The sequence below is a fragment of the Campylobacter sp. RM6914 genome, assembly GCF_004803835.1.
Classification (GTDB): Bacteria; Campylobacterota; Campylobacteria; order Campylobacterales; family Campylobacteraceae; genus Campylobacter_A; species Campylobacter_A californiensis.
In genome coordinates this window covers 1,126,591-1,139,232 of record NZ_CP012545.1, presented here as the reverse complement: position 1 = coordinate 1,139,232, position 12,642 = coordinate 1,126,591, and the positions used below count along the sequence as shown (strand labels likewise).

General features: G+C 36.8%; 13 protein-coding genes. 5 read left to right on the top strand and 8 right to left on the bottom strand.

Annotated features, from left to right (window positions below; genetic code table 11):
- Position 1: 1 nt before the first annotated feature.
- Positions 2 to 559: a serine O-acetyltransferase EpsC gene (epsC, locus tag CCAL_RS05895; RefSeq protein WP_169937388.1), complete on the top strand. Its 558-nt coding sequence runs from the start codon at positions 2 to 4 to the stop codon at positions 557 to 559.
- Between the two features lie 2 nt (positions 560 to 561).
- Here epsC and CCAL_RS05890 read toward each other — a convergent pair whose 3' ends face one another.
- From CCAL_RS05890 to rpmB, 4 genes are read right to left on the bottom strand one after another with little or no spacing between them, the layout of a single operon-like run.
- Positions 562 to 768 carry a YdcH family protein gene (locus CCAL_RS05890; protein ID WP_170015648.1) on the bottom strand — a complete coding sequence of 69 codons (207 nt, stop codon included), beginning with the start codon at positions 766 to 768 and terminating at the stop codon, positions 562 to 564.
- Between the two features lie 55 nt (positions 769 to 823).
- A complete protein-coding gene (argJ, locus tag CCAL_RS05885) occupies positions 824 to 2,014 on the bottom strand; it encodes a bifunctional glutamate N-acetyltransferase/amino-acid acetyltransferase ArgJ (RefSeq protein WP_172285071.1) in 1,191 nt (396 codons plus the stop codon).
- On the bottom strand, positions 2,007 to 3,137 hold the full coding sequence (locus tag CCAL_RS05880; RefSeq protein WP_169937393.1) for a potassium channel family protein: 1,131 nt from the start codon (positions 3,135 to 3,137) through the stop codon (positions 2,007 to 2,009). The genes argJ and CCAL_RS05880 overlap by 8 nt, the downstream gene beginning before the upstream one ends.
- Positions 3,138 to 3,158: 21 nt before the next feature.
- On the bottom strand, positions 3,159 to 3,350 hold the full coding sequence (gene rpmB / locus CCAL_RS05875; protein WP_169937395.1) for a 50S ribosomal protein L28: 192 nt from the start codon (positions 3,348 to 3,350) through the stop codon (positions 3,159 to 3,161).
- Between the two features lie 154 nt (positions 3,351 to 3,504).
- Between rpmB and CCAL_RS05870 the strand changes: the two genes are divergently transcribed.
- The 4 genes from CCAL_RS05870 to CCAL_RS05855 are packed head-to-tail and all read left to right on the top strand — an operon-like array spanning position 3,505 to position 7,077.
- Complete coding sequence (locus CCAL_RS05870) at positions 3,505 to 4,269, top strand: hypothetical protein (protein ID WP_169937397.1); 765 nt, start codon at positions 3,505 to 3,507, stop codon at positions 4,267 to 4,269.
- Positions 4,253 to 5,626: a hypothetical protein gene (locus CCAL_RS05865; protein ID WP_170015644.1), complete on the top strand. Its 1,374-nt coding sequence runs from the start codon at positions 4,253 to 4,255 to the stop codon at positions 5,624 to 5,626. Before CCAL_RS05870 ends, CCAL_RS05865 begins: the two co-directional genes overlap by 17 nt.
- Before the next feature lie 12 nt (positions 5,627 to 5,638).
- Positions 5,639 to 6,286, top strand: coding sequence for a ribulose-phosphate 3-epimerase (rpe, locus tag CCAL_RS05860; RefSeq protein ID WP_170015749.1), 648 nt, complete (start codon positions 5,639 to 5,641; stop codon positions 6,284 to 6,286).
- The gene (locus tag CCAL_RS05855; RefSeq protein ID WP_169971476.1) at positions 6,283 to 7,077 is read left to right on the top strand and encodes a 3'-5' exonuclease; all 795 of its coding nucleotides are present in this window, start codon (positions 6,283 to 6,285) and stop codon (positions 7,075 to 7,077) included. The genes rpe and CCAL_RS05855 overlap by 4 nt, the downstream gene beginning before the upstream one ends.
- Before the next feature lie 44 nt (positions 7,078 to 7,121).
- On the opposite strand, the gene CCAL_RS05850 is transcribed toward CCAL_RS05855, so the two are convergent.
- From CCAL_RS05850 to CCAL_RS05835, 4 genes are all read right to left on the bottom strand, one after another.
- Positions 7,122 to 9,215: an RNA degradosome polyphosphate kinase gene (locus CCAL_RS05850; RefSeq protein WP_170015642.1), complete on the bottom strand. Its 2,094-nt coding sequence runs from the start codon at positions 9,213 to 9,215 to the stop codon at positions 7,122 to 7,124.
- Positions 9,216 to 9,480: 265 nt separating this feature from the next.
- Positions 9,481 to 10,077 (bottom strand): NUDIX domain-containing protein, encoded by a 597-nt coding sequence (locus CCAL_RS05845; RefSeq protein ID WP_169937404.1) that lies wholly within the window; start codon positions 10,075 to 10,077, stop codon positions 9,481 to 9,483.
- The gene (gene mgtE / locus CCAL_RS05840) at positions 10,062 to 11,429 is read right to left on the bottom strand and encodes a magnesium transporter (RefSeq protein ID WP_169937406.1); all 1,368 of its coding nucleotides are present in this window, start codon (positions 11,427 to 11,429) and stop codon (positions 10,062 to 10,064) included. The genes CCAL_RS05845 and mgtE overlap by 16 nt, the downstream gene beginning before the upstream one ends.
- A gap of 9 nt (positions 11,430 to 11,438) precedes the next feature.
- Positions 11,439 to 12,608, bottom strand: a complete 1,170-nt coding sequence (locus CCAL_RS05835) for a peptidoglycan DD-metalloendopeptidase family protein (RefSeq protein ID WP_169937408.1) — start codon at positions 12,606 to 12,608, stop codon at positions 11,439 to 11,441.
- Positions 12,609 to 12,642 lie beyond the last annotated feature (34 nt).

Below are 12,642 nucleotides of genomic sequence, written 5' to 3'. Positions count from 1 at the left end.
TATGAATTTTTGGGCTGAGATAAAAGAGCTAGTAGGGGTCGTAAAAGAGAAAGACCCCTCTGTTAAAAAGTGCTGTTTTGTAGCAATACTTATAAACACTCCCGGCATTCATGCTATAGCGATACATAAATTCGCGCACTTTTTATATAAAAAAGAGCGCTTTTTCTTAGCTAGATTTATTTCACAAATTTCAAGATTTATAACCGGTATTGAGATACATCCTGGTGCTACGATAGGTCGTAGATTTTTTATAGACCATGGTATGGGTGTTGTTATAGGAGAGACTGCGCAGATTGGAGATGATGTGATGATGTATCATCAAGTTACACTTGGCGGCACGGGAAAAGAGTGTGGCAAGCGCCATCCAACGGTTGGCAATGGAGTAACTATAGCTGCAGGCGCAAAAATACTTGGAGCGATAACTATAGGAGATGGTGCAAAGATCGGTGCAAATTCGGTTGTTTTAAAAAATGTTCCTAGAAACGCTACGGTTGTTGGGATCCCGGCTCGCGTGGTTAGAGTAAATGGCAATAAATACGAGCCGGAGTTTATGATTTAGGTTTATATAGAATTTTTATACTTTAAAACTTCAGAATAAATTTCATCTTTTAATCTTAGTTTTTCTTTTTTTAGTATTTCAAGCTCTTTTGCACCCAAAGAGCCTCTATCTATCTGCGCATCTAGTTCTTTATGCTTCTGACAAAGTGAAGCAAAACGTGCGTTTTTTGTTTTTAACTCGTTGATAAGATCCGTGTGCTCATGTAACATAAGGTCTCCTTTGTTAAAAATTTACAAATTCTAACAAAGGAGAGTAAATGTTTAACTATGAACGATAATCAGCGTTTATACTAACATATGCATGACCCAAGTCACATCCGTATGCACTAAAATTTGCTTCTCCCACACCAAGATCGCAGCTTATTTTATAGTTTGGTTTTTGCATTATCGCGTGAGCATCGGCTTCGCGAGCCTTGTCAAGTTCTTTGTGATTTTTATCATAAAGCAACACATCGTCGTAAAAGATTACAAGCTTGTCTTCATCACACTCTACATTACTAGCGCCGATAGTTGAGGCTATACGTCCCCAGTTTGGATCTTCTCCAAATATCGCCGTCTTTACTAGAAGCGAATTTGAAAGAGCTTTTGCTGCGCGCTGAGCCTCTTCTAAATTTTTTGCGCCTTTTACTTCAAATTCTACTACTTTTGTTGAACCTTCGCCGTCTTTAACTAGCATAAGAGAAAGCTCTTTTGTGAGTAGATTTAAAACTTCTTTGAAAGCATTTTTATTATAAGAGTTTGATTTGCGTGAGCTTAAAAGCATGACGGTGTCATTTGTTGAGGTATCGCCATCCACGCTTACACAGTTAAAGCTTTGTTTTACTGCACCATCTAAAAGTTCATCCATATCTTCTTTTGGTATGTTTGCGTCGGTTAAGATAAAGCAAAGCATGGTTGCAAATGCCGGATTTATCATACCTGCACCCTTGCATATCGCAGCTATTTTAAATTTAGAACCGTCTTTAAGCTCTACTTCATAAGCAAGCTCTTTTTTAAAGCTATCTGTTGTCATTATCGCGCTTACGGTTGCGTTGCTGTCACGAGAATTTAGCTCAAATTTATCAAACGATGCTGAGATTTTATCGATATTTAGCCTATATCCTATGACGCCGGTTGAGCTCATGATCGGATTTACAAGGTTTAAATTTAATGTCTCTTTTAGTCTTGTAAAAAGAGTATCTATATCATTAACTCCAGCTTCTCCGGTCATTGCATTTGCGTTTTTAGAATTTAGCAAGATGAAATTTGTTTTAAAATTTTTAGGGTATTTTAAAAAATGCCTTATAGGAGCGGCTCTAAATTTATTACTTGTAAAATTTGCACTAACATCTACAGCTTCGTCGCTTCTTATGAAACCTAGATCGTTTGCATCTTTTTTAAAACCTGACTTTACTCCTCCAAAATAAAATCCATCAACATTCTCAAGCCCGTTTTGTAGAGCAGTTATTTTAAACATATTTAAATTCCTCTGGTTTGTGTTTGCTTTTTATCACGCGCTTTGTAAGACGTATACCATCAACCGTTCCGATAACTAGAAGTTTTGTCCCGGTGCCTATGAGAGTATCGCCGTTTGGCATCGGTATGAATTTGTTGTTCATGTCGCGGATACCTACCACGTCGGCGTTTGTGATATTACGTAGATGTGTCTCTTTTAACCTTTTAAATCTAACCCACGAGTAGTCAGGCACTAAAATTTCCTCTATATCGATCGGTGAGTCTTTTTTGTATAAAAACTGCTCTAACATGTTTTCCATATCAGGACGCACACTCATGGCGCTTAGTCTTTGTGCTACTAGACGAGACGGGCTAACGACGCTATTTGCTCCTAGTTTTTTGAGGCGCTCGGTATCATCTTCGTTGTCAGAGTTGGTCATTACGAAAAATGGTCTTTTTCTACCGATCTCTTTTTCGTAAAGTCTAACCGAAGCGATGAGTGCGATATTGTCAGCGATGTTTGGACTTAGAGTTATTAGTCCCTTTGCGCTTGAGAGGTGCGTTTTTAAAAATGCTGTTTGGGTATGTGGCTGAGCTTTGATAAAGTAGGGGTATTTATGTTCTTCTGCAAGTTCGGCTAGATCATCCCTATTATCCACTACTACAAAAGGTATATGGTTTTCTCTAAATTGTGCACTAAGCTCTATGGTGTATATGTTATGATAGCAGATTATAAAGTGATTTTTTAGTCTCGCGATCTTATAAAGCATGTTTCTTTCCTTTAAAATACCGATTAATAGACCTTTTTTTAAAACCTCCACCAAGATACCGATAGAAAACGTAAAAACAACAAAACCAAGCAATATAAAGGTGATGGTAAAAAGTCGTCCTTTTGTCGATATAGGTGCGACTTCGGTAAAACCGACCGTGGTAAATGTCATACCTGCTTGATATATGCCGTCTATTAATGAAAAGTTATCGATAAATACATATCCGAGCGAACCTACCGTCATCATTAAAACGACGCAGATAAGCGGAAGTCTGAAGGGCTTTAGTTGTTCGTATAGTTCAGTGTTGAGGTTTATTTCCGGCTTTGTTGAGCTAGACCAGTTGAGGAATTTTTTAAGCCTTGTTATAAAAGACATAAATTCCTCTCATTTTACATACTAGTTTGATTGCTTTTTCATTGTTCTAAGAGTTGAAGCAGCAACTTTGATTTTTCTAGTGGTGCCATCTTCTAAAGTAACGTGAATCGTTCTTAGGTTTGGCATAAATCTTCTTTTAGTCTTATTGTTGGCGTGGCTTACGTTGTTTCCAACCATAGGACCTTTACCTGTTATGGCACATCTTCTTGACATTTTTTTTCCTTATAAACAAAAATTTCTGCTGATTGTATCTAAAATAAACAAAAGGAATGCTTAAAGATACAAGATACTTTTCGTATTGATTTTTAAAAAAATAATAGATAAAATTACGAATTAATTAAAAAAATTAAATTATTTTGGAACACAAATGCTTTTAAAAGAGCAAATTGATAAAAAAATAGAGCAAATTCTTTTACTTTCTAAAAATTTACAAGAGTGTAAAGGACTTCTTTTAAATTCTCAAATAGCTGAAGCCATTAAAATCATATCAGAAGATAAAACATTTAAAACATACTTTTTTACGCTTTTGCGCAAGGTTGATTTTGGCACAAAGGTAGACATAAATAGCAAAGATATTGTTGTTATCTCGCATTTGCTGGGACCTGATATTTTTAAGCTTATTGTGTATTCGTATTTTATATTTTTTAAAATTCCTAAAAATTGGAAAATTTTTAACACAAATGCTATAAAAATAGTCGAACTAAATGCTAAAATTTTATCTGATTGGAACAGACTTATAAGCTATTTAGAACAAAAAAATGATCGAAATTTACACCTTAGCGCATACGCTCTTTTGAGTATTGTGGTTTGTGAGATTATATTTTCTGATCTATCTCATAATTTTGAATACGTAGTAAGAAATTCAGATGTTAGTTATGATAGAATTTTAAAAAATTTATATGGCACAAGCTTATTTGACTTGGTTTGCAAAACGGCTGGTTTTGAGCTTGAAAACTTAAGTGAAGAGGATAAAAAGCTTAGCGATTATTTAAGAATTTTGCTTATTTATGAGTTTTGCAGGCCTGAATTTTCAGATATGGGTTTTGATATGATCTTAAATTTAGATATTGATGTGACAGGCGAGATGTTGGTTAATTTTAAAAAGGCATTGGCTCATGAAAATAACCTTTAACTCATCATTTGCAGTTATTCGTGCGTTTGGGTTTTTAGAGCTTCATACCCCGCATTATTTACTTGATGATGAGAGAGTAAAACTGGTTAGAGCCAGAGGTGTTTCACATCTTTTACTCTCTTTTAAGGATGTCGTGTTTTTTGCTCCGGCATGGCTTAACCAAGCCATAGTTAGACTAAAAGAGCTTTCAAAAGAGCTAAAAGTCGAAGTTGGAATTTGTGATTACAGTATTGCACTGCACGATATAATGATGAAAACTTCATTTAGCAAGTCTATAAATTTTTCACTTTTTGAAACCGAAGATATAGCAAGGATTTTCCTTGATAGGACGCTTGTGGATACAAAAGGTTCTGTTTTGCTTTTTGTAGAGTCACAGGAGCATAGAGAGGACTTGCAAAAAAGACTTCAAGAGCGCAACTATAAGGTTCAAATTTCTAAAAACAGAACCTTGTTTTCTAATCAAAAAAAGAGATACAAATACGCAATTACCGCAAGAACACACTTAGTCGAAAAGCCGTCGCTTTTGCAAACTTTTATCAAGGATAACTCTGTTATTTATAAAACCAACGGTATTATCGACTCGTCTTTTATAGAGATTTTTAATATGGATTATCATAAAAATATGTTAAAAGTCGGGTTTAAGCTATTTATATTTTGGATAAATACGACGATAAACGTCCATGGGGCAAATTTTTTGATCCGACTTGCCCAATACAGCGCAAAATATGGCGCAATACTTATAATATGCGGAGTAAATGAAAAAAATTTATCTCCAAATTTAGTCGAAGGGCTAAAGCAAACAAATGTGCTTTTATATAAAAATTTACAAGAATTTCTTGATGATAACGGCACGGTTTATGTACCAAAAGATGCTTTTGGCTATCAGCCAAGGCATATTTCAAAGGGTATAGTTGAAATTTTGCCTTTTATCATAGAGTGTGCGACAAATTCCGTTTCTGCACTTTTGGGGAATGAAATTTTATCAGTTCGTATGAAGGTGTCAGCTTGTGACCTTCGTGTAAATAACGACCTTTTAACCGCGTGTATAGTTTTTTACGGTGATTTTGATATGAGGCTTGTTGTTGCTTTAAAAAGAGAAAAGCTAGAGCAAATGAGTAAAATTTTTGTCGGAGTAAATGACAAATTTGACCAGATTTTAAGCGGTTATGAGAAACTTTTAAGTATAATAGCGAATAAAATTTTAGCCTTTTTTATCTCAAAAGATATGAATGTCGGTGTTAGTATGTCTAAATTTTTCATAGACGATAGGTTTTATGATGATGTTAGCAACGGCGCACTTATCGAGCTTGGCATTAAAGAAGATGATAATTTAGGCGTGTTATTTATAAGTAAATAGGGAAAAATGATAATGTATGTAGCTCCTAGTATTTTATCAGCTGACTTTGGAAGGCTTGATGAGGAGATAAAAGCTATCTGTGAAGCCGGTGCGGATCTTATCCATGTTGATGTTATGGATGGGCATTTTGTACCAAATTTAACCATCGGACCGCTTGTTGTAAATGCCGTGGCAAAGGTGGCCACAAAACCTCTTGATATACATTTAATGGTTGAGAATAACCCGTTTTTTGTTGATCTTTTCTTACCCTTAAAGCCTAAATTTTTAACATTTCACATAGAAGAGGAAAAGCATCCTTTAAGACTGATAGACCATATCCGTAAAAATGGCGTAAGTCCAGGTATCGTCTTAAACCCGCATACTCCGGTAAATTCGATCGAACATATAGTTAGCGAAGTGGATATGGTGCTTTTAATGAGCGTAAATCCTGGTTTTGGCGGGCAAAGCTTTATGCCTGTTGTTTATGAAAAAATTCGTGCACTAAGAGAGCTAATAGAAAAGAAAAATGCAAAATGTATGATCGAGGTTGACGGCGGAGTAAATGGCTTAAATGCGCCAGATCTTGATGAGGCAGGAGCGGATATCTTGGTCGCGGGCAATTATGTATTTTCATCAAATTCATACGCGGAGGCGATCCGCGCGATAAAGCTTGAGTTTTGAAGCCAAGAAAACAACGTCTTGATAATCTCTTAAATTTACTATGCACCCATAACATGGGCTACTACGAGTTCATATCCAAATTTTCAGATATAGAAGAGTTAAGTGGATTTATGGATGTTAGAGATATTGATATGTGGTGTGCTTTGGGGCTTGATATCATAAAGACAGAACAAAATGAGATTGAGCTTTTAACGCGCTTTAGGGACATAAGCGAGCAAGAAATTTGTGTGGTAGATATAGAGACAAGCGGTGGTATAAATACCGGGCAAATAATAGAAATAGGTGCGGTAAAGATAAAAAATTCAGTCGAAATAGGGCGTTTTGAAAGCTTTGTTTCAGCGCCGTTTGTTCCTGAAAACATAACAGAGCTAACAGGCATAAGCACAGATGATTTGGTGGGTGCTCCAAGCCTTAGCTATGTTTTGGAGAAATTTAAATTATTTTTAGGAACATCACTTTTTGTTGCTCATAATGTAAATTTTGATTATGGATTTATCTCGCAAAGCTTGGATCAAATAGGGCTAGGAATGCTTCTAAATCGCAAACTTTGCACCATAGATCTAGCTCGCAGGACGATAGCCTCTGAAAAATACGGCCTTGGCTCGTTAAAAGAGTTACTTGGCATCAACAACCTTCATCATCGTGCCTTAAATGACGCGATAGCTGCAGCTGAAATTTTAAAAATTTCACTCTCTAGACTTCCATTTAGCGTTCAAACAACAGAAGATTTGATTAAATTTAGCAAAACCGCTCCAAGCATGAAGCTAAAACCCGAACCTGTTTTGGTTTAGGGAATTAAATTTAATAAAGGCAAAAGTCCCACAAACTGCGGGACTTAACTCTCTTTTAGTAGTTTTGTTGCGATAAGATCGGCTTTTGCCTTATCCGTGTCTTTCTTTAGGGATTTGTAAATTTTATTTACATAAGCTTCTAAAACATCATGGCTATTTATTGACTTTTCGTTATCTTTTACCGTTAGTTGTTTGTATTCGCCGTCTTGTTGCAGCTCAAATGCTAGTTCGTTATCGCTTAGTTGAAGTTCTAAAAGTTCAAGCATTCGCTCTTGAAGTCTAGGCTCGTAAATAGGCGTCATAAGCTCCAGTCGACGCTCTAAATTTCTAGGCATCCAGTCGGCGCTTGAGATATAAATTTTAGGCTCAGCGTGTTTAAAGTATAGAATTCTCGCGTGTTCTAGATACTTGCCGACGATTGAACGCACACGGATATTTTCGCTTTTACCTGCTACATTTGGCCTAAGTCCACATACGCCTCTTACGATAAGATCGATCTTTACTCCTGCATTTGAGGCTTTGCTTAGCTCGTTTATGACATCGGTGTCTATAAGAGCATTCATTTTGGCGATGATCCTACCCTCTTTGCCTTTGCTTGCTTCAAATTTTATTTTTTCTATGATGCGCTCTTTTATCTGAAATGGCGACATTGAGAGGGTTTGAAGGCGGCGATTTTTATTATAGCCAGAAAGGATATGGAAAAATATCGTCGAGTCGTTGGCAAATTCATTTCTTGAAGTAAATAGACTAATATCGGTGTAAATTTTTGCAGAACTACCGTTGTAGTTGCCTGTTCCAAAATGCATGTAAAATTTAAGTTTATCTCCAACTTGTCTGATGACCTGACTAACTTTAGCATGGACTTTAAATCCTGTTATACCGTATATAACATGTGCGCCGGCGTTTTCTAACTCTTTTGCCCAGTGTAGGTTATTTTCCTCGTCAAAACGCGCCTTTAGCTCAACCATTACCGTTACTTGTTTGCCATCACTTGCAGCGTCTATTAGACTTTGGATTATAGGCGAGTTTTTATCGACCCTATAAAGCGTCATGCGTATTGAAATAACCTTTGGATCTTTGCTCGCCTCTTTTACAAACTGCACAACCGGATCAAAGCTCTCATAAGGGTGCATTAACATAATGTCTTCTTTATCGATAGCTTCAAAGATATTAATATTTTCTCCAAATGGCGGGAGAGTTTTTGGCGTATAAAGAGGATTTGCAAGATGACTAAAATCCTTGTTTGAGGCGATTTGCCAAAGCGAGCTTAATGTTAGTGGTATCTTTGAATAATAAATATCTTTGTGGAAAATTTTCATGTGAGAATTTAAAAATTCAAGTATCTCTGGGTCTGCGTCATGAGCGATTTGCATGCGGACAAAAGCGCCTTTTCTGCGAAGCTTTAAGCCTTGTTCTAGTATCATCATAAAGTCATCGGCTTCTTCCTCTTCTATGACTATATCGGCGTTTCTGGTAACTCTAAACACGCATGAGCTAATGAGCTTATATCCTGGAAATATCTCTTCTGCGTGGCGTTTTACTATCGTTTCGATAGGCACGTAGACATTCTCGTTTGGCTGTATGAATCTTGGTAAAACACGAGAAATTCGTATCATGCCGTATTTTAAAATTTCAGGATGCTCTACGTCTGAAAGTTTCACGGCTAGCGAAAAACTAAGGTTATTTAAATGCGGAAAAGGGTGCGTCGCATCAACAGCGATAGGAACTATTACAGGTAAAATATTTGAGAAAAAGTATGTGTCGCATTTTTGTTTTAAACCCTCATCAAGCTCTTCGTAGTTTTTGATAAATAAATTCTCTTTCGCGAGAGAATTTTTAACATCGTTATAGTGCGCTTCTACGATTTTATGTTCGTTTTGCAGGTATTTTCGTATCTCTCTAAGCTGATCTAACGGGCTCATTTCGTCACTACCGCTAGTTACTACACCTGCGGCAAAAAGTTGTTTAAGACCAGCTATACGTATCATATAAAATTCGTCCAAATTTGTCGTATAAATGGCTAAAAATTTAAGCTTTTCAAGCAGAGGAATGTCTTTGTTGCATTGTGCTAAAACTCGCGAATTAAAACGAAGCCAGCTAAGTTCTCTGTTTATAAAAAGGCTTTGTTTTCTACTCATTATTATCCTTTGATTTTTGTTTTATTGTATGATATTTGCCTTAATAAATATCTTTATTATGTTTAAATTTTGCAGGTTTTTAAAAAATTTGTTACAATACCGAAGAAGTTTCACAAATGGAGCTAAAAATGTCTGATTACATTTTGCTTGTAGGTATTTTTTTGGCGTTTGTTATTTTGTTTGCGATATTAAAAAAGATTTCTTTTTAAATTTAACGATTTTAAGATAAATGTTTATTTTATAATTTCTTTGATATCGCGTAAATTTATACTATATCTCTTTTAAATTTGTTTCCCCACCACATAAATGCGAAAAGTAAACCTGGGGATTTAATCTTTTGTTCATTTGTCATAAATTCGCGCACTTGCTCTAGTTTAAGATAGACAAGCTCTATGCGTTCACCGTCTATCCCGCCGCCACTACCTATCTTCATATCGTCGTTAATAGCTGCGTAAAACATTGTTTGCTTGTTGCCTCCAAAGCCAAGAGCTCCGTGTGTGACGGCTATTTTCTCGACACTATATAACTTAAAGCCAACCTCTTCGATAGCCTCTTCTTTGATGGTTTGCTCTTCGCTTAAGCCCTTATCCATAAGCCCGGCGCAAAGTTCGTATGTGTAGCCCATTTCTTCATAATTTTCTCCACTCTTGCTTAGGTTATACCAGATAGGAGGGCGAAACTGCTTAACTAGTAAGAAAGCATCCTTGTTCTCATGATAAAGCAATATCGAAACACTATCGTGCACATGCACGCAGTCCCAGTTGCGGCGCATACCGTCTTGCGTGAAGCTGATCCTGTAAGGACGGACAAATTTTGAGTCTGTGCATTCTAAAATTTTAATATCAGTTATAGTAGTATCCATTTTGCAAGTCCTAAAAAGCTAAAAAATCCAACTACATCAGTTACTGTAGTAAGTAAAACGCTTGAGCCAACAGCAGGATCGATGTTAAATTTCTTTAAAGCCAGCGGTATCACCGTGCCAAAAAATCCGGCAAAGAAGAAATTTGTAAGCATGGCTGTTCCTATAACAACGCCAAGCATCGGTCTGTTAAACCAAAATGCCGCCACAAGCCCGATTAACACCGCAAAGATAAGTCCGTTAATAAAAGCGATACCAAGCTCTCGGATAAGGGCTGGTTTGGCGTTTTTAAATTCTATCTCGCCAAGAGCTAGGCGTCTAACGGTAACAGTAAGTGCTTGAGTGCCGGTATTGCCGCCCATTGAAGCAACTATGGGCATCAAAACGGCAAGCGCGACATAGCTTGCGATAGCGTCGTCAAAAAGACCTATGATGCTTGATGAGATGATAGCGGTAAATAAATTTACAAAAAGCCAAATTCCTCTTGATCTGGTTGCATTTAAGAGAGAATTTTCCTCTTCATCGGCATCACCTACGTTTGCGAGGTTATAAATTTGTTCCGTTGCTCGCTCTTGAATAAAGTCGTGAATGTCATCTGTTGTGATACGACCAAGCAAAACTCCTCTCGTGTCCACAACGGCTATAGAGTTCATATCATAATCCTGAACAACCTCTACTACCTCTTCTATAGGGTCGTTGTCCATAGCAACGTGCGGTTTGTATTTATCCTCTTCACTTTTTTCTATGATATCTTTTAGGCTAGAGTTAAAGTCAAAAAGTATCAAATCCTCAAGCGGTATGGCAAATTTTAAGATGTGCCTTTCATCGGTTATAAACAGTTGCGAGACGTTTTCTAGTTCGCCAAGCTCTTTTTGCTCTCTTAGTCGCTCAACCGCCGTGCTTAGTTTTTCGTTTAAATTTGCACTAAAAAGCTCGGTCTGCATATATGCGCCGGCTTCGTTTTCGTCGTAGCTTCTAAGACGTAAAATTTCGTCTTGATCCTCTTTGTCAAGTCCGTCAAAAAGCTCTTTTGCTTTTTCCTCATCGATATCTTCGATGTATTGCAAAAGATCTGTAGCGTCGTCACTTTCAAGCTCTTCAAGTGCTTCGACGATCTTCTCTGAAGGGATGGTTTCGATCACGTCTTTTAGCATGTGATCAGGAAGTTCGATAGCTACGTCACCAAGACTTTCAGGATCTAGCTTTTCAAGGTATTCATTATAAAGATCTTCGTCATGTTTTTTTAAGGTTTTAAGGTGTTGAGCCAGATCATACGGCGTAAGATCAACCTTTTCGTTTTCTTCGTTTAGATGTTGATCTATTATCTCTTTAGCTTCTTCAAGTTCTGCGCCCATTTCGCCTCTTTAAAATTCTATAATATTTGGAAAAAATTCAAATTTCTTATCCGTTTCACCTTGCGCTATAGCTTTTTTTATTAGGGCGTCATTTGAACTTACTACGCCTTTAAATTTAGCCATCTCTTTTGCGTTTGTTACGCTTTTAACCGTCTTAAGCGCGCTTTCTGGATTAATAGGTTTGTTTGATTGGTAAAGACCAAAGTGTAAATGCGGTCCCGTGCTAAGCCCGCTTGAGCCAACATATGCTATTAGTGCGCCTTGTTTTACGCTCTGACCTGTTTTAAGTCCTTTAGCAAAGCCGTTTACGTGCGCGTAAAGTGTTTCGTAGCCACCGGCATGTTTTATGATAACAACTTTGCCGTATCCACTTTTAGTTCCTACAAATTTTACTGTTCCATCTCCTGCAGATCGTATCGGAGTTCCTCTTGGAGCACCATAATCAACACCTAAGTGAGCGCGGTATCTTTGCAAGATAGGATGGAAGCGTTTTGTTGTAAAAGGTGATGTTATGCGAGCATTTAATAACGGGCGGACAAGCAGAAATTTATCGTTTTTTTTGCCGTTTTTATCGTAAAATTTATCTTCAAATTTATACATCGTGTAGCGTTTATTTCTTGTTTCTATCATGGCGGCATAAATTTCAGGCGTATTAAACGGCTTTCCCATGCGGATCTTTTGGTTATAAACAACCACTATGCGGTCGCCTTTTTGAAGTTTTTTAAAGTCTATATCCTCGCCTTTAAAAATTTGCCTTATCGCTATTCCAAGAGATGCAGAGCCTGTGTAGTCAAACAGATCTTCAGAGAGTGACTTTTGTATGCTGATGTTTACTACTTTATCGTAAGACTGGTATGATATAGGTATGAACTCAAGGCTAAAATTATCTTTTTTATCTCTAAAGATATGTAGCTGCAACTCGTCACTAACAGGAACTAAAACCTGGATAGTGTTTTGGTCTTTGTCTTTTAAAATTTGGTATTTTGTTCCTGCAATTATCTCTGCAGCAAGCTCTTTATCTTCGCTTGAAAGTTCATAAAAAAGCGAAAGCGGCATTTTGTTGTTTTCTAAGAAATTTAAAAATGATATACCATTTGGCCAGCTTAGCTCTTCTACGGTCGGATTTATGGCGTATAAATTTATAAATAATAATAAAAAAGTTGTAAAAGCCCGTAGCATCAACATCCTTAGCGTAAAAATAGATTTGATTTTA